Source organism: Flavobacterium movens, from assembly GCF_039581425.1.
Classification (GTDB): domain Bacteria; phylum Bacteroidota; class Bacteroidia; order Flavobacteriales; family Flavobacteriaceae; genus Flavobacterium; species Flavobacterium luteolum.
On record NZ_JBCPXY010000003.1, the window covers coordinates 491,243 to 510,149 of the forward strand.

General features: G+C 33.5%; 12 protein-coding genes and 1 rRNA gene. 2 read left to right on the forward strand and 11 right to left on the reverse strand.

Annotated elements, in window-relative coordinates; translation table 11 throughout:
• Positions 1 to 64: 64 nt before the first annotated feature.
• The 10 genes from AAYQ05_RS08460 to AAYQ05_RS08505 form a co-directional block, all read right to left on the reverse strand.
• Positions 65 to 1,801: a glycoside hydrolase family 43 protein gene (locus AAYQ05_RS08460; protein WP_343542616.1), complete on the reverse strand. Its 1,737-nt coding sequence runs from the start codon at positions 1,799 to 1,801 to the stop codon at positions 65 to 67.
• A 3-nt stretch (positions 1,802 to 1,804) separates the two neighbouring features.
• The gene (locus AAYQ05_RS08465) at positions 1,805 to 2,839 is read right to left on the reverse strand and encodes a glycoside hydrolase family 43 protein (protein WP_343542617.1); all 1,035 of its coding nucleotides are present in this window, start codon (positions 2,837 to 2,839) and stop codon (positions 1,805 to 1,807) included.
• Between the two features lie 21 nt (positions 2,840 to 2,860).
• Complete coding sequence (locus AAYQ05_RS08470; RefSeq protein ID WP_343542640.1) at positions 2,861 to 4,294, reverse strand: MFS transporter; 1,434 nt, start codon at positions 4,292 to 4,294, stop codon at positions 2,861 to 2,863.
• A 275-nt stretch (positions 4,295 to 4,569) separates the two neighbouring features.
• Entirely contained in the window at positions 4,570 to 5,679 is a 1,110-nt protein-coding gene (locus AAYQ05_RS08475) for an endo-1,4-beta-xylanase (RefSeq protein ID WP_281631425.1), read from the reverse strand.
• Positions 5,680 to 5,725: 46 nt separating this feature from the next.
• The gene (locus AAYQ05_RS08480; protein ID WP_343542620.1) at positions 5,726 to 8,689 is read right to left on the reverse strand and encodes a glycosyl hydrolase 115 family protein; all 2,964 of its coding nucleotides are present in this window, start codon (positions 8,687 to 8,689) and stop codon (positions 5,726 to 5,728) included.
• 183 nt (positions 8,690 to 8,872) lie between these two features.
• Positions 8,873 to 10,036 carry a mannonate dehydratase gene (uxuA, locus tag AAYQ05_RS08485; RefSeq protein WP_343542641.1) on the reverse strand — a complete coding sequence of 388 codons (1,164 nt, stop codon included), beginning with the start codon at positions 10,034 to 10,036 and terminating at the stop codon, positions 8,873 to 8,875.
• A 155-nt stretch (positions 10,037 to 10,191) separates the two neighbouring features.
• Complete coding sequence (locus tag AAYQ05_RS08490) at positions 10,192 to 10,929, reverse strand: SDR family NAD(P)-dependent oxidoreductase (RefSeq protein ID WP_343542623.1); 738 nt, start codon at positions 10,927 to 10,929, stop codon at positions 10,192 to 10,194.
• Positions 10,930 to 11,096: 167 nt separating this feature from the next.
• The gene (locus AAYQ05_RS08495; RefSeq protein WP_343542625.1) at positions 11,097 to 13,250 is read right to left on the reverse strand and encodes an alpha-glucuronidase family glycosyl hydrolase; all 2,154 of its coding nucleotides are present in this window, start codon (positions 13,248 to 13,250) and stop codon (positions 11,097 to 11,099) included.
• 280 nt (positions 13,251 to 13,530) lie between these two features.
• Complete coding sequence (locus AAYQ05_RS08500; RefSeq protein WP_177210597.1) at positions 13,531 to 14,562, reverse strand: LacI family DNA-binding transcriptional regulator; 1,032 nt, start codon at positions 14,560 to 14,562, stop codon at positions 13,531 to 13,533.
• A 139-nt stretch (positions 14,563 to 14,701) separates the two neighbouring features.
• Positions 14,702 to 15,139 carry a PepSY-like domain-containing protein gene (locus AAYQ05_RS08505; protein WP_343542627.1) on the reverse strand — a complete coding sequence of 146 codons (438 nt, stop codon included), beginning with the start codon at positions 15,137 to 15,139 and terminating at the stop codon, positions 14,702 to 14,704.
• A gap of 296 nt (positions 15,140 to 15,435) precedes the next feature.
• On the opposite strand from AAYQ05_RS08505, the gene AAYQ05_RS08510 reads away from it, so the two are divergent.
• Together AAYQ05_RS08510 and AAYQ05_RS08515 are read left to right on the forward strand one after the other, a co-directional pair.
• A complete protein-coding gene (locus tag AAYQ05_RS08510) occupies positions 15,436 to 17,625 on the forward strand; it encodes a tetratricopeptide repeat-containing sensor histidine kinase (RefSeq protein ID WP_343542629.1) in 2,190 nt (729 codons plus the stop codon).
• Positions 17,626 to 17,637: 12 nt separating this feature from the next.
• Positions 17,638 to 18,279, forward strand: coding sequence for a response regulator (locus tag AAYQ05_RS08515; protein WP_343542631.1), 642 nt, complete (start codon positions 17,638 to 17,640; stop codon positions 18,277 to 18,279).
• A 384-nt stretch (positions 18,280 to 18,663) separates the two neighbouring features.
• On the opposite strand, the gene rrf is transcribed toward AAYQ05_RS08515, so the two are convergent.
• A 5S ribosomal RNA gene (gene rrf, locus AAYQ05_RS08520) occupies positions 18,664 to 18,773 on the reverse strand.
• Positions 18,774 to 18,907 lie beyond the last annotated feature (134 nt).

Consider the following 18,907-nt stretch of genomic DNA (forward strand, 5'->3'; position numbering starts at 1 on the left):
AATCCCGCGTGTGATCCTTCCTTCGTCAGGATGACAAACTAAGCGTAAAAAACTTAACCTAAAACTATTGCTTAAAATGCTCACTCGAAGCATACATTCCCAAATACGTTCCTACAAACCCACCTGCTTCTTTTGTACTCAGAATAACCCCATCAACATCTTTTATTAATAAAATCCAATCTTGTTTTTCTATCATTTTATAATAAAAGCTGTACCATCTTCCGTTTCCTTCAATCTTCACAAACAATGGTTTATCAGAATCTAAAAGTTCTTTTTTCGCAATAATTTCCGATTTTCCATTATTAATTTTACTTGCGGTTCTTTCAACAAAAACTTCTAATTTATGATCAGCATTCATTCGTTTTCCAACCAACAAATAATGTTTTTCGTTTTGAAAAGCGGTTAAACCTGCCACCTGTAAATTATCTTTTGGATTGAATTCGAACTTCACTGAAGCTTCAAATTTTAAATGTTGCTGTCTTCTTCCAATAAAAGAAAAATTCGTTTCGGTATGAATCGATTCTGGTCTTGGTTTAATTAATAATTTTCCATTAATCAAATCATACCATTTTTCCTTTGGCGTCCTAATAAAACTCCATTTAAGATCTAATTTATTCGAGTCAAAATCGTCTTTCGAAACGAAGTTTCCATTCAATGGCTCTATTTTTTCTTTAGAAAGTGGAAGATTCGGACGTTTATGAATCATCGGAATGGGGTCGTTTCCGCCTACAATTTCTGGCCAATCGTTTTTCCATTCTACAGGCATCATAAAGGTTTCTCTTCCCATATTGTAAAAATCTCCTTCATAAGGTCGGCATCCCAGAAAAACTGACCACCAATCGCCATTTGGAAGTTCAACAAAATCGGCATGACCAGTTGTCGAAACCAAATTTTTACGTTTCGGATCTAAATGCAACTGTGTCAAAATCGGATTGTTAGCATAGCTTTCATAAGGACCATAAATGTTTTTACTTCTAAAAATTACTTCAGAATGATTAAAACCTGTTCCTCCTTGCGCGCAAAGCAGATAATAAAATCCATTTTTTTTAAGCACATGCGGACCTTCTATCCATACTGGTTTCTTAGACTTATCGGTTCCGCCGTTAATAACCAATTTGGGGCTTGTTGTGGTTTTTTGTTTTTCCAAATCGTATTCCAGCATATAAATGGCGCGATGTCCATCATGAAGCGAAATATTATTTGGCGGAGGTCCGTTATGCGTAATATAAACTTTTCCATCTTCATCAAAGAAAATATCAGGATCGATTCCGTTAACATCTGGAAGCACAATTGGGTTCGACCAAGGTCCTGCAGGATTTTTAGCGGTAACAATAAAATTACCAACTCCGCTCACATTGGTGCAAATCACATAAAATGTTCCTTTGTTATAGCGAATTGTTGGCGCGTACATTCCGCCCGACAAACGAGAGTTTCCAAAATCGGCTTGTTGGGGGCGATCGATAATATTTCCAATTTGTTTCCAATGCACTAAATCGATGCTTTCAAAAATGGGTAATCCCGGAAAATAGCAGAAAGAAGAATTGACGAGATAAAACTTATCCTCAACTCTGCAAATCGTAGGATCAGGATAAAAACCAGCTAAAACAGGATTTAAATAATCGCCATCAGATTTTGTTAGATTTTGATACGCATCGTCATTTCCTCTGTAATCAAACCAATCAAAAGAAGCATAATCGGAGTACACAACCGATTGTGATTTTTGCGAAATTTTTTTACACGAAGAAAACGCACTCATCAAAATGACTGCTGCAACAATTTTAAAGCCTGTTTTTCTTTTCATAACTTAATCAAATAATCTTCTTATGCCGTAAGGATCTATTGTGATAATCGAACCATCTTCTAAATAATCAATTTTGGTAACTTTCATGCTTCGCAAATGCGTTACTCCTTTTGACAAACTCGAATCGTGATAAAACAAATACCATTCACCTTCTACTTCGCAAATTGAATGATGCGACGTCCAGCCCACAACAGGATTCAGAATTCTTCCCTGATAGGTAAACGGTCCATAAGGATTATCGCCAATACCATAACAGATAAAATGGGTATCTCCCGTTGAATAAGAGAAATAATATTTTCCTTTATACTTATGAACCCATGAAGCTTCAAAAAAACGACGGTCGTTATCGCCTGCAAGAATCTCATTTCCGTTTTCATCCAAAATTCTAATCTCTTTTGGTTCTTCGGCAAATTCAAGCATATCATCTCTTAACAAAGCTACGATTGGTCCTAAAGCTTTTTCTGCTGCCAAAGGTTCTTCGTTATTTTGATCGTATTGATTATTACGGTACTTCTGAAGTTGTCCGCCCCATATTCCTCCAAAATAAATATAATGTTTACCATCTTCATCTTCAAAAACGGCTGGATCAATGCTGTAACTTCCTTTTATTGCTTCTTTTTCAGGAACAAAAGGGCCAACGGGCGAATCTGAAATGGCAACTCCTATCTGGAAAATTCCGTTAGCCCGTTTAGCTGGGAAATACAAATAATATTTTCCGTTTTTATGAGCCGCATCAGGTGCCCACATTTGCTTTTCAGCCCAAGCAACGTCATTTACATGCAATGCAACACCATTATCAACTACTTCTGATGAAATATCTTCCATAGAAAAAACATGGTAATCTTCCATTCCGAAATGATCTCCGTTGTCGTTAAACGGAATTCCGGCATCAATGTCATGAGATGGGTAAATGTAAATTTTTCCGTTGAATACATGCGCCGAAGGATCGGCTGTATACATATGGGACACTAAAGGCTTTGAAATCGCCAGGTCATTAATTTCCTCAAAATTAATGTGTTCAATGCTATCTTCAGGCATAGTTATATTTTGTTTAAATAATTAAGTTCTTCTTTCTTTTAGTTCTGTTTCGATTTGCACTTCCATTTCTTTATTGATTTTATAGAAAAACAGCAATCCAGCTCCAATTAAAAAAGGGATTGCAGGGAAAATACTCACTAGTAATTTAATTCCGTTTATGGCAGTTTGAGATTGTTCAGGCGCATTTGGAACGTAGTGGAAATAACCTAAAAACAAAGTGGTCAAAGCACCTCCAACACTTAATCCCGTTTTTAGCCCAACCATCATTGCCGAGAATATAATAGCAGTTGCACGGCGGTTATTTAACCATTCTGAATAATCGGCTACATCGGCAATCATTGCCCAAAGAATCGGGATTGTGATTCCGTAGAAAAATCCATGAAGGATTTGAGAGAAAAACATCAGACTAATTGATGTTGGCGGATAAAAATAGAATGCAATAATGAATAAAGTCGAGATGAATAAAAACACCCCAAAAACATTTCGTTTTCCGTATTTGTCTGCCAGATTTTTAGAAAGTGTAATGCCAACAATCATAAAGATAATTCCGCCGGCGTTAAATAAACCGAAACCTGCAGAAACAGGATCATTCCCAAAATGATTCAATCCGATATTGGATAAAGTATCGAGAATAGGCTGAATAAAAATGGCTAATTGCTCCTTATCTACATAATTCTCAAAATAATACACATAAGAACCACCTTTCATTGCCAAAGTCACAAAAACCAAAGTCGTCAGCGAAAGCATAATTACCCAAGGTCTGTTTTTGATTAAATCGCTTAAATCTTCTTTTACGCTCGACTTTTGTTCTGGTTTCGGAATGATTCTTTCTTTCGTAGTTAAAAAGGTAATTAAAAGCATGATAGTTCCAATAATCGCCAATGCAGTCATTACTTTTTCGATTCCGATAGCTTTATCTCCATTTCCCGCACTTTTGATAATGCCAAGCATAAAAACCTGAACAAAAAACTGAGCAAACATAACTGCCACAAAACGATAGGACGACATACTGTTTCGTTCTTTCATATCGCCCGTAATGACACCGCTTAAGGCAGAATACGGTAGATTGTTTCCGGCATAAAAAAGCAGCAGCAAAGTATAGGTGATAACCGCATAAATTACTTTTCCTTTGTATGAGAAATCAGGTGTTGAAAATGCTAATAGCGCGACTATTCCGAGCGGAATTGCAGTTAATAAAATCCAAGGCCTAAATTTTCCCCATTTGGTATTCGTTCTGTCTGCCAAAACCCCAATGATCGGATTAAAAATAAAAGCTGCTATTAATCCAACAATCAGCATAATGATCGACGAATCTGTTGGTGATAATCCGTAAATGTCGGTGTAGAAATACGCTAGATACGTCATCAAAGTCTGAAAAACGAGATTGGCAGCAAGATCTCCTAAACTGTATCCAATTTTTTCTTTAATGGATAGTTTTTGTGAAATTTTAGTCATTGGTGGGTTTGTGGTCATTTTGTTGGTTAGTTAGTTTTTACTCCTGCAAGGTTTTCATAACCTTGTAGGTTTCCTATTGATTAAAACTGCTCTTCAATTTTATACCTGCAAGGTTATGAAAACCTTGCAGGAAAGCGAACTATATTTTAAACAATCGGTTGTGTAAAATTAGACAAAAAAACATATTATGCAAATTTAGTTTACTTTATTTAAGTAATTTTTCATATCACAACCGATTGTTGATCATTTTCTCAAAACCTACTCTTTTTTAGTATTTATTCTTTAGTTTCTTTCAACTTTAAAATACTGTCGTAAGCTGGTTTATGTTTTAAATCTTTGTCAAACGGAAGCGGATAATTGGTTCTTCCTTTTATTGGCCAGTCATTTAACCAGGATTGTCCATCATGAACTCCCCAAAAAGTCACACGGCTGATTTTGTCTTTATGTTTTAAAAATAGCTTAAAAATCGATTCATAACGTTCTGCGAGCTTGTTTTGAATAGAATCTGGCAATTTTTCTGGATATGGATTCATTTTGGCATTTCCTTCAAATTTCTGATTTACGTCTGCTCCTTTTAAATCCCACGGGTTTGGTAAAACCGTAATATCCAATTCTGTAAAAGCTACTTTGATTCCTAATGCTGAATATTCCAAAATGCTTTTTTCAATTTCTTCAATTGACGGACTTTGCAATCTCCAGTGTCCTTGAATCCCAACGCCGTCTACTTTTCCGCCTTCTGCTTTTATTTTTTTGATTAAGGCAATCGCTCCCGCTCTTTTTGCGGGTTCTTCAATATTATAATCGTTGTAATACAATTCTGCTTTAGGATCTGCTTTTGCAGCTAATTTAAAAGCATCCACCAGATATTTCTCTCCAAGTGTTTTAAAAAAAACAGATTGTCTCAAAGTTCCATCCTCATTCAACGCCTCGTTTACAACATCCCAAGAATTGATCCTGCCTTTGTATTTAGAAACTATCGTCGTAATATGATCTTGCATAAACGCTTTCATTTCTGTACTGTCGGCAATCTTCTCCATCCAAGGTGCCAATTGACTGTGCCAAATCAAAGTATGTCCGTGAATAAACATTTTATTCTTTTCTCCATACGCCACAAATTTATCAGACAAAGTAAAATCATATTTGTCCTTTTGCGGATGCGTAAACATAGATTTCATGATGTTTTCTGCCGTAATTGCATTAAATTCTTTTCGAATCAAAGAATCTTCTTTTTTGTCTTTTTGTTCGATTTGATTCGCGCTTAAAGCTGTTCCAATGTAAAAATCATCTTTGTAAGCATCTTTTAATGAAGCAGTTTCTTTTTGCGACGTACAGCTGACAGTCAGCAAAACCGTGACGGCAAATAAATAAGGTTTAATACATTTCATATCTTTTGGTTTAAATAGTTAATCGTTTTTTATTCGTTTAGTTTTGTCATTCCTTCCTAAAACTCTCTTGCGGTCCCAAATACGACTGCAAAACTTTTCCTTCTTCAGTTTCAATTACAATTTTTTGAAGCACCAAAGCTGGATCAATTGCATAGATTTTCAAAACATGACTTCCTGCTTTTTCGATTTCATGCGTGGAGCTTATAACCTTAATATTATTCGCAACCGATTCTGCCCATGCCCTTTCTGAAGAATCTGCATTGAGGTTCATTATTTGCGGTTTCTCATCGTCAAAGCCAATTCCATATTTCAAACCATCTCCTTTTTTAAAATTGATTGTTGGCGAAAAATAGGCATTTACCTTTATCTTTCCTTTATTAAATAAATAAACGTTATATTCTAATCTTGGAGACTTTCCCGAGATCTCAATTGTTTTACTATTCGAAGGTTTTAAGGTTACTCCTGATGATGTTTTTCCAATATTAGGGATTAGAGTCCATTTTAATGAATCAGCATTTACTGCTTTCGAATAACTTTGAGCTTCAAATGCCACAAAACCTTCACTCTCCACAAAACCCTTTGCATTCTTTAAATCATTATTTTCCGCTTTTACAATAACCTCAATTTTTTGTTTTCCAATTGTGACAATAAGCTTCGATCTAATTTTACCTTTTGGCGCTTTTTCTCCATTAATTACAACAAAAATCCTTTCGTCTTTATCAATTTTTCCCTCTGATTTTGAAACCTCTAACCAATTGTTTTTTGAAGTAATCTTAAAATCAAAAGCTTTATTTCCTCTCTTAAACAAATCTAGATATGTAATTTTACTTCCTTCAAATGAATTTAAAGTTGTCATTACAATTTCTTCTTTATCATCAATCCAATATTTTGAAGAACCTTCAATAGAAATTCCAGCTTCTGCTTTATTCGGGATTTCGATAGTTGTTGTTTTCGGAATCACATTTTTTTCAGGCTGTTGCCAATTGTCATAACCAATATGCGTTTGTGACATCATGTGATTCCACTTTCCATATGCTAATTGGGTATGATAATAATTCGTGAGTTCGGCATCTTTTTCAAATAACTCTTTTACTTTTTTAGCATAATCATTTGCTGATGCTCTTCCCTGTTCTGCATATAATTGATTTTTAGCGGTTGCGGCATATAATTCATTTAAATTCGAACTTGCCAAAACAGGAAATAAAACCAGCTGATAAAAAGCATCTTTATATTCTGGTTTTAATTTTTCATTTATTGAATTGGCTTTTTCAACCAATTTTTGGTAATCTGCTACAACTCGATCTGCTTCGTTATAATTAGTTATGCTGTACGTTTTAGCATCTAGCAATTCTGGTTTTCTACGTGAATTATATTTAGTGTATAACTTTAAAATTTCAGCAATTTCTCCCGCAAACTGATTGTCAAAATTCTCTTTAGCCCAATCCACATAATATTGCTCCAAATTTCCAGCATTGAAATTTTCAGGATTCCAAGCCATATCTAAGAAAAACTCAATCGGAAATTCCATTGGTTTGATATCGCCGACATTTACAATCCAGATTTTATCGACACCGTATTGATATGCCAAATCCATTTGTTCCCAAGTTCGCTCGATTTGATTCGTGTTGATCCATTTATAATTTCTTGGCCCACCAACATAATCGTAATGAAAGTAAATTCCGTAACCGCCTTTTCTTGATTTTGCATCAAGTTCAGGAAGTTTTCGAATATTTCCCCAATTATCATCACACAATAAAAGTGTTACATCGTCTGGAACAGTCATTCCTTTGTCGTAATAATCTTGAACTTCTTTATAAAGCGCCCACATTTGTGGCGTTTCTTCAGCAGGTTTTTTCGTAACTTCTGCAATAATATTTCTTTGAGTTTTTACGATATTTTCTAATAATTCAATCGCAGTTCCTTCGGTCATAGGTTCGTCGCCATCGCCACGCATTCCGATTGTAACGATAGTTTCTTTGTCTCCCATTCGTTTAATTCCGTCTTTCCAGAAATTAATCAAAGCATCCGAATTGGAATTAAAATCCCATTTCCCATTTGATTTTCCCCATTCGGCGTGTGCTCTCGTTAATGGTTCGTGATGCGAAGTTCCCATTACAATTCCATATTCATCAGCCAAAACAGCATTCTGCGGATCTTCAACATAAAACATTCTGCCCCACATTGCTGGCCATAAATAGTTGCCTTTCATTCGTAGAATCAATTCAAAAACTTTATCGTAGAATTTTGAATTGAATCCGCCAAATTTCTCAAATGCCCAGCCAGTTAAAGCAGGCGCTTCATCATTTATAAAAATCCCTCTGTATTTTACTTTTGGCTCTCCCTGCGAATGAATTCCAGATAAAACATGCAATTCTGATTGTTTTTTAACTGGAACATCTGCCCAATAATACCAAGGTGAAATTCCAATTTGGCTAGATAAATCGTAGATTCCGTAAATGGTTCCTCGTTTATCTGAACCTGCAATTATCAACGCTTTTTTGATTCCTTTAAACGGATTTTCGACAATTTGGGTTGTAAATTTCTCCCATTTTCCTTGAAGTTCTCTAGCATCTATTTTGCCTTCTTTCGCTAATTGATCGATAATTTTACTTTTCCCTAATGTTCCAATTATAACAACAAAATCTTCTGCTTCAGAAACCTTTTTAATTCTTTTCGGATGTAAATCGGAGACCTGAAAAATGTCATTTTCTAAATGTCCTGTTACTTTTAAAACTCCTGAATAATCTTTATCATCAACTAAAATCGAAGCCGTTTTTCCTTTGCTTACTAAAGGAAAGTTTTCAGCAGAAGCCTGATTGACTACATATTTATCAGGATTTATAGCGTACGAATTTGTACTTAATCCGATTAGGAGAAGTAATAGAATTAGATATGAAGTTTTAATTTTTAAAAACATAGAATAATAGATTTTCTTGGTCTGCAAAAGGCATTTCATTTGTTTAAACAAACATAGTTTCTGCTCTCTTAAATCTGACAGGTTTAAATTCATTACAATTAGCACCAGTTTTGTCATTTCGACGTAAGGAGAAATCTTCATTAGTAGCTCCGTAACGTAAACCCAATCTTTGTAGAGTTTCTTGCGAAGATTTCTCCTTACGTCGAAATGACAAAACAGTACGTTTATAATCTTAAACCTAACAGGTTAAAAAAATGTTAGGATACTTAACTTTATTTATAAACCCAATTTATAACCAATTCCCATTTCCAAACCTCTTAACTCAGCCAAGCCTTTCAGTCTTCCCGTTAAAGAGTAACCTGGATAAGTTTCCGTTTCTTCATCAACTCTATGCAGAAAACCGTGATCTGGTCGCATTGGGAGACTTGTTTTCGCTTTATTCATTAATAAAAGTAATTTTTCTATAATCACTTCCATTTTAACATCGCCGTTTAAATGTTCTGATTCCCTGAAAATAGTTTCGCTTTCGCGGATAGTATTTCTCAGATGCAAAAAGTGAATTCTGTCTCCAAAATCGTCTATTATTTTTTCAAGATTATTTTTTGGATCGGCACTTAAAGAACCTGTACAATAACACAATCCATTTGCTGTTGAAGGAACGGCACTAAAAATAGCTTTCAAGTCGGCTTCTGTCGAAACAATTCTTGGAAGTCCTAAAACCGAAAATGGCGGATCGTCTGGGTGAATGGCTAATTTTTGCCCGTTTTTCTCAGCAATTGGAGTTACCTCAGATAAAAAATAAATCAGGTTTTCTCGTAACTTTTGATTGTCGATTTGGGCATAGTTTTCTAAAAGAGACAAAATCTGTTCTGCTGTAAAATTGATTTTACTTCCAGGAAGTCCTAATAAAACATTTTTAAACAAAAGTGCTTTTTCATCTTCAGCCAATTGATTTCCAAACTGCAAAGCTTTCTCTTTTTCAGTTTCTGAATAATCATTTTCTGAGTTTGGCCTTTTTAAAAGAAAAACATCAAAATAAGTAAATGCATCCTGATTGTACAGTAAAGCTCTGCTGCCATCTTCATTTATAAAATTATGATTGGTTCTTACCCAATCCAAAATCGGCATAAAATTGTAGGTAATAATTTTGATTCCGCATTCGGCCAGATTCTGCAAACTAATTTTATAATTTTCTATGTATTGCAGATAATTTCCCGAAGCACGTTTGATTTCTTCATGAACAGGAAGACTTTCAACCACAGTCCATTCCAAACCATAATTGCGAATGATTTCTTGTCTTTCTTTTATTGCTTCAATTGTCCAAACATCACCAACAGCAATTTGATGCAATGCAGTTACAATTCCTGTTGCGCCAGCTTGTCGAATGTCAATCAGCTTGACATTATCACTTGGACCGAACCATCTCATGGTTTGTTGCATTTTTATCATACTTCTTTTTTTTAAATGCCACGAAGGCGCTAAGACGCAAAGTTTTGTTTCCAGCTCCCGATAGCTATCGAGATCGCAGATTAAGCTGATTTTAATCTTTTTAATCCTTTAAAACCTTTGAGCCTCTGCCTCTCAGAAACTTTAAATTAGAACCCAATACTATTTCCACCATCAACTGGCAACACTGTACCAGTAGTATATTTTGATTCGCTTAGAGCGAAATAATAAACTGCATCTGCAATGTCTGACGGTTCTCCTAAATATCCCATTGGCGTTCTGCCCAGCACTTTATTTTTTCTTTCAGGATCATTGTCTAAAGCTGTCGATGACATTTTAGTTTTGATAAATCCCGGAGCAATACAATTGGCACGAATGCCAAACTGAGCCAATTCAACCGCCATAGCACGAGTCATAGCTTCAATTGCGCCTTTGCTTGACGAATACGCAATTACTTTTGGAATTCCATATTGTGATGCCATTGAGCTAATATTAACAATACTTCCGCCTCCGTTTTTTTTCATGTTTTTTACGACTTCTCTACTCACCGCAAAAACACTCAAAAGATTCGTGTGAATAATTGAAAGAAAATCTTCATCAGTTACATCTGTAAACTCTTTTTTCATATTAATTCCGGCATTGTTTACCAAAATATCGATTGGGTTTTCTTTTGTGATACTTTCAATCATTGCAGGAATTCCTTTTAGATCGTTTAAATCAAAAATTACCGGAATGGCATTTTCTCCTATCTCTTTGCACGCATCTTCTGTTTTTTCTTTTGATCTTCCGATGATGTAGGTTGTGATGCCGTTGTCACATAATTTCTTTGCTGTCGCAAATCCTAAACCTGAATTTCCTCCGGTTACTATTGCTGTTTTTTTACTCATAATTTTCTATAAAATATATTTTTTTGTACACAGATGAAACGGATTCGCTATCGCGAAATCGCTGATTTACGCTGGTTTTTTTCTTAATTTTATTAAAAAAATCCGTCTTTTTCCGTGTCTTTGCGATAGCAAATCCGTTTTATCCGCGTTACAATTACTCAAATTTATTATCCATTCCCTGGCGCAAAAGGAAATTTTAATGATTCAAAATGCTCTAAAGTTTGTGTTGGTTTTTCAACTCCTTCAGGAAGTTCTTTTCCCGAAAACTGCTGAAAATATAGCAAACATGCATCGCGCCACCATTTTGCTTCTTTATACTGAATTTCCAATAACATTTTCACTTCATCAAAACGTTCGCTGTCAACATATTTTTCTGCCTTATTCCAAACATCTTGCATTGCTGCAACCTGATTTACACCTTCCTGATATTTCAACGCCATACCGTTCCAAAGCGTCTGACCATTTTTCAATTTATAATCCCACGAAACATGATGAAACCATAATAGATCTTTCTCTGGGCAGGTTTCTAAATTATCAAAAACATTTGCCACTTCTGGTGCATATTGCGAAACGGCATTTGTGCCAGATTTTGAGCGGTCAAAACCAATTCCGTTTTTATCTGCTTTATGATAGTAGGTAGGATTCCATTCTGGTCTTGATAAATTAGAAACCCAAGGCCCAGGTCCATAATGATGTCCCGTATCCATAATATGATGCAAACCAAGTGGTGTCATATAATTAACAACCGCTTCACGCGATTTGATCATCATATCTTTTACAGGTTTAATGAAGTTTTCATCATTAGAAAAAGTACTTCTTAACCATTCATCAGCAATAGTTTCCGAATCTAAATACGGATTCCAAGCCAATCGCCCAAAACCATACCAATTCGCCTGTGCAAAAGGATGGCCTGTCCAATTTAAATCATTTCCAATATTGGCAACACCAGCAATTCCTGTTAATTTATTTTGATATAAAGTGCCATCAATAACTTTAGCAACAGTTGAACCTTTTCCTTTTTGATATGTATCAGATTCTAAAACTTCCTGAAATAATTTTGGCAAAAAAACCAAATGTGTGCTGAAACCTAAATATTCCTGTGTGATTTGAAATTCCATCATTAAAGGCGTTTTAGGCATTGCGCCAAACAACGGATGAAAAGGCTCTCTTGGCTGAAAATCTATTGCTCCATTTTTAACCTGAACGATTACATTTTCTTTGAATTTTCCATCATACGGTTGGAATTCAGTGTACGCCTGTTTGGCACGATCATTCGCATCATGCTCTGAGTAGACAAACGCTCTCCACATAATTACTCCACCAAAAGGAGCAACAGCATCTGCAAGCATATTAGCGCCATCGACATGATCTCGTCCATAATTTTGTGGACCAGGCTGACCCTCTGAATTGGCTTTTACCAAAAATCCTCCAAAATCTGGGATTCGTTTATAAATTTCAGCTGATTTATCTTTCCACCAAGTAATCACTTCAGGATCTTTTGGATCGGCAGTTTTTAGTTTTCCAATTTCAATAGGAGCCGAAAATCTTGCAGTTAAATAAACTTTTATACCGTAAGGTCTAAAAACATTGGCTAAGGCTTCAACTTTTTCTAAATATTGAGGAGTCAGAATTAAAGCATTGGCGTTTACGTTGGTCAAAACCGTTCCGTTGATTCCGATTGAGGCATTCGCTCTAGCGTAATCAATATAGCGGTGATCAATAAAATCAGGCAATTTCTGCCAGTCCCAAAGCGAAAATCCAGCATAACCTCTTTCAACTGTTCGGTCCAAATTATCCCAATGATTCAGGATTCTAATATTGGTTTTGGGAGAATCAGTACTATTTAAATTCTTAACAGATTTATTGGTTTGCAATATTCTCAGAAAATTAAAAACTCCATATAAAACCGCAACATCATTTTTTCCTGTGATAATAATTTGTTTTTTGTTTTTAATCGAAATAGATTTAATGATAAATCCTTCGCTATTTATTTTATCAAAATCAGACTTTAAGTCGTTTTTGATTTCGGTATTTAAATTCGGTTCTGAACCAACAATAAGATTATTTTCTCCTTTTATATCTGGATTGATTTGAGGAATATTTCCTAACATATCCGAAAATCCAGTTTTGAGTTCTTTTCCTGCAATTTTTATGGTTTCGGAATTTCCTAAAAGAACAATTCCTTTAAAAGTGTTTTTATATTCTGCAGCTATTGTAGAATTAGCTACTGTATTATACTGAAGCCACAATTTATAATCCTTTTGTGCTAAAGCCGAAAAGGAAACCAGAAAAAACAATACAACAAATCTTAATAAGGTCATTGGCTTAAATTTAATTCTTCAAACATCTTTTCGAAAGAATCAATATTTTATTTCCGTTTAAAAGTATTTGACAAAAATTTAATTCAAAAAATACATTATTCTAAATAAAACAACAATTGCAATCGGTTGCGTAAAAATATAAGATTGTTATTTAAGAAAAAAATTTTAGTCGTCTTTTTTTCAAAAAAATAATTTATATAACAAATAAAAGCAGGATAATTATAAAAACTATCCTGCTTTAACTGGGTGGATTTAGAGTTTAAATCCTTTCTTTTTGACTCTATTTCTGCGAAGATTCTCTTGCCAATACTTCTGTATTTAAGAATGTAATTTCTTTGGCATCATCATCATTTTTAGATGATTTCAAATTTTTTATAATAATATCTGCTGCTGCTTTTCCCATCTTTTCGGCAGGATGCGTAATAGTCGATAAATTCGGATCTATTATCTGCGAAATCGGGTCGTTATTAAAACCAATTACTTTGAATTCCTCTGGCACTTTAATGCCACGTTTTTTAGCAGTCTGAATGGCACTCACGGCCAAAATATCTCCAGGTGCAAATAAACCGTCTGGAATTGGATCTAAATCAAACAAAGCGTTACTAGCTTTTACTCCATCTTCGTAAGTAACAGAATTTAAACTGATGATCAATTCTTCTTCTACCTCGATGTTATGATCTTTTAGGGCCTCTATATAACCTCTTTTTCTTTCGTTATATAAATTACCTAATTCTGAACCAGCCGTTAAATGGGCAATACGAATGCAACCCTGTTCAATAAGGTGTTTTGTCGCTTTGTAACCTGCTGTATAATTATCAATTACAACCCTAAAAGTATTGTAATCTTTCGGAACCCTGTCAACAAAAACTAATGGAATATTATTGTTTGAAAACTGCTGAAAATGCGCTGTATCTCTAGTTTCCATTGCCAAAGAACAGATTACACCACTCACACGATTGGAATACAAAGATTTAGCCATATTTACTTCTTCTTCATACGAGTCATGCGATTGCATAATGATCACGGTATAATCAGATTTTTGAGCTGTGATCTCGATTCCGCTAATTAAAGAAGACAAAAAGGGCTGCGTAACAGTGGGAATTAAAACACCAATGGTTCTTGTTTTATTTCCACGCAAACCTGCTGCTAAAGTATTTGGTACAAATCCCATTTCTTCAGCAGTTTTTTTCACTTTTTTAATCGTCTTATCGCTTATAGTGTGATGGTCTTTTAAAGCTCGTGAAATAGTAGATGTTGCCAGATTAAGTCTCTCGGCAATATCGTAAATCGTTACATGTTTATTTTCTTCCATGAAATAAAAAATAGAAATGTAAATATAAACTATTTTCTTTCACGTTACTATTTACAAAAAAATCGGCTACAAATTAAGATGTCTTGATTTAAACATGAAAGCGAAAACAAACTAGACATTTTAGAATAAATTAAAAAAATTAATCATTCTTCTTGTCTTTTAAAATCTTACCATCCTTAGTAAATTCCAAATCAATATTATTAGTCAAATCGACATCCAAATCTTTATGTCCATAGTCGATGTGCGTTATTTTTTCATTCGGGTGATTTTTGGCTACATAAGCTTTTATATTTTCCGGAATAAAAGCGGTCGGAATTGGATTGTCTCCACCGTCCACTTCTCGATATGATCCATCTTTCCAGAACTCTACTTCCGTGCCGTCTTTCAGTTTCACTTCGTACCCCTTTTCTCCATGCTCTGCGTCTTTTTTAGCAATTTCAACAGTTGTATGGCTAAAATACTTCTTTAAAAAATCTTGCGCTGGTTTTGGCAGTTCTGTCACTTCGATTTTCTTTTGTGCGCTAGCCGAGATTGATAATACTAACAATCCTATGACTAAAAATATTCTCTTTTTCATGATTCATTCGTTTAAATATTGTCTCACTAATTTACTGTAAGAAAATTTACATTCAATTTTATTTAAGAAACATTTATCCTTTTCAAGAATCATAACAAACTGATTTACAATAAACTTAAATCAGTTTATACAATTTTTCGTTTCACAACTTCCTTCAAAAATTTTATTTTTTTGAATATTTTTTCGATTGTTTTGTAGTACTTTTACTTATCTCTCAAGAGAAGCAGTCCTTAAACCCCAAGTTTACAAAACTTTAAAATTTATTCTAATACCATTAGAGTATAAACCAAAAACGTATGGCAATCTGGTCGCAAAGGTTTTATTTAATGATATTCGTCTTTTTATCATTCAGTCTCCAAGCACAGATTGAAAATAAAAAGAAGACTTTTGCTGTCAAAAAATCATTAAATACTAAGCAGAATTCTCAAATTCTGAGTCTTTATGATTTGTATAATAACGGCGAAGAAAAAAAAGCATTCAGAAAAGCGCATTTGCTTTTAAAATCGAAAATAGATAACCGATCAATTGCGAGTACAAATCTTCTTCTTGCTTACTACTTCAATAAAAGAGCAATAATCGATTCTTCTATTTATTATACCAATCAAGCTTTTAAATACAATACAACTCCAAATGATTCTCTAAAAAGCCGACTTTTTTCGTTAGGTTTTAATCTTTTAGCAATTAATTACAATAAAAAAGGCCTATTTAATGAAAGTAAAAAATGGCATCTAAAAGGTATCGAGGCTTCTCAAAAATACAATGAAAAAAATCTTTTTTATACTCATACACACGGTTTAGCACAAACGTATACAGAGCTAGGCGATTATCAAAATGCTTTAAAATTATTCAAGCAGTGTTTGGAATATAAAGATGATTCAGAAATAATTCTCGGAAGCTATATCAATATTGGCGACCTTTATTCAAGACTGAAAGATTATGATAACGCAATTATCTATTATAAAAAAGGAAAAATACTCTGCGAAAAAACCAATAACTTTCAAGGAAAAGCCATTATTCTACTTGGTTTAGGCGAAAACTATCAATTGCAGAACAAATATGATCGAGCATTAAAAATGTATCAAAAAGCAGTTATTATTGCCGATGAAAATGAACTAAACCAATTGGCTATTATTTCAAGATGCACCATTGCCAACTGTTATATTTCTGAGAAAAAATATAATGAGGCAAAATTAATTCTTTCTGAAGCACTACAAAAATCAGCCAGCTTCGGATTACTTCAAAATCAAATAGATATCTATGATGAGTTGCGAAAAATTGCCATCAAACAAGATGATTTTAAAAATGCTTATTTGTTTTTTGAAAAATCAACACATCTAAAAGATTCTATTTCAAAAATGGAACGAATTAAAGAAATCAATGAATTGGAAATCAAATATAAAACGGCTCAAAAACAAAAAGAAATTGAATCTTTAAAATTTGAAAATGAAGCAAAAAAACTAGCCCTAGCAAGTCAGGAAGAAGCAATTAAGAACATGCTTCTTAAGGAGGAAATATCGAAAAAAAACAACGAAAACACCATTCTGGCATATCAGAATTCATCAAGCAAAAAACGAAATGAAATATCACTTCTAAAAAAAGATCAGCAATTAAAAACGCTAGAAATCAATCAGCAAAAAAGAATTAAATTATTTACCATTAATGCCTTCCTCATTTTATTGATTCCAATAATTGCACTTTTATTTCAATTTTACAAACGATTTAAGGTACAACATTTATTAAATATTAAGCAGGCCGAAATTAGTTCTCAAAAAATAAACAGTATTTTGAAAGAACAGGAATTAGAATTAATCAAAGCTTCAATCAGTGGCCAAGACAAAGAAAGACAGCGTATTTCACAAGAACTTCACGACAGTATCGGTGGAAATTTGGCAGCCATTAAATTACAAGTAAATCATTTAAATCCTTCAAATTTTTCTAATATTCAAAACATTACCTATCAGTTGGACGAAACATATCAGCAGGTACGAAATTTATCTCATACATTACTTCCGAAAAAATTCAACCAAAACAAATTTCTAGAAGTTTTAGAATCTTATTTAAGAAATATAAGCGATGCAAGTAAAATTAAGATTTCTTACATTCCTTATCCGAAAAAAGAGATTAATGAATTGCATGAAAATATTCAGGTTGAAATTTTTAAAATTATACAAGAACTTTTGACAAACACAGTTAAACATGCTAAAGCTTCTGAAATAGAGATTCAGCTGAATTATATCGAAAATATATTAAATCTATTATTTGAAGATAATGGAGTTGGTTTTGAAACCCAAAATGATATAAAAGGAATTGGTTTAACTAATATCGAAAATCGAATTAATAAACTAAATGGGGCATTTATAATTGATTCAAAATTAAAACGAGGCACCATTATTAATATAGAAATTCCAATATTGAAAACGAAACACAAAACGAAAATAAAAGGAATTGACTTAAAAAATCAGCTTGACGAACTGAAAAGTAACTAACATTTTTATTGAATGAATAAAATTAAACTACTTATTGCCGATGACCATACGATGTTTCTTCAAGGAATTATTTCTTTGTTAGAACAAGAACCAAATATTAATGTTATTGATAAAGCCGTAAATGGAATAGAAGCATTAGAAATTATTAAAAGAGGAGTTGTTGATTTTATAATTCTTGACATTAGTATGCCAAAAATGGATGGAATTGAATTGAGTAAGATTCTCAAAAAACAATATCCTCATGTTAAAATCCTAATTGTAAGCACACACAGCAACGTTATGATAGTTTCGAGATTAATTAGAATAGGTGTAAATGGCTACTTATTGAAAAATGCTGAAAAAGAAGAGCTATTAAAAGCCATCAATACCATTGCTTCTGGAAAAAATTATTTAACCGAAGAATTAGAAGAAAAACATTTTAACAATAGTAAAAAAATTGAAAAACAAGTTTCTGCTCTAACTGAACTAAGTTCAAGAGAAAAAGAAATCTTAGTACTAATTGCCCAAGAATACAATACAGCCGAAATCGCCGAAAAAACTTTTATAAGTCTAAATACAGTAAATACACACCGACGTAATTTATTGTCAAAATTAAATGCTAAAAATACAGCGGGTTTAGTAAAATATGCAGTAGAAAATGGTCTAGTAGACTAATTACCGTAAAATTTATTACTAGCTCGAATAAAAGAGTAAAGCTCCCCAATGCTTTACTAATTATTCGAGCAGGTAATAAGACCATTATATTGTCTTTGAAAAAATGTCAATCTTATTGGTATAATAAAGTTTCAATGATATAATAACATCTTAACTTCAACCCAAAGCTACTATTCTATTTTATTTTTCATATCACTATAAATAGTGATTTTACCTTTTTAGTTGCTTAGATTTAATACCCTTTTTAATGTTTACACCCTTTAGAGCCATTTTGCAGTTTTCCTGAAGAAATGCTTTAGATACTTTAAAAGCTAGGTTTTAGCAATTTCTAAGAAAAAGCATAAACAAAAAAACCCTATCCGATCCGGATAGGGCTTTTCAAAAGAAAGGCGACGACATACTCTCCCACAATGATGCAGTACCATCTGCGCAGGCGGGCTTAACTTCTCTGTTCGGGATGGGAAGAGGTGAGCCCCGCCGCAATAACCACCTTAAGAAGTTACAATTGCTTTGGGCAATCTTTTAATTATTAATTATCAATTATGAATTGCTAATTATCAATTAAATAATATTTTAACATACTGAGATAAAGAAAAGAAGAATATTTTAGAAAGTTCCTTCCTCCCGA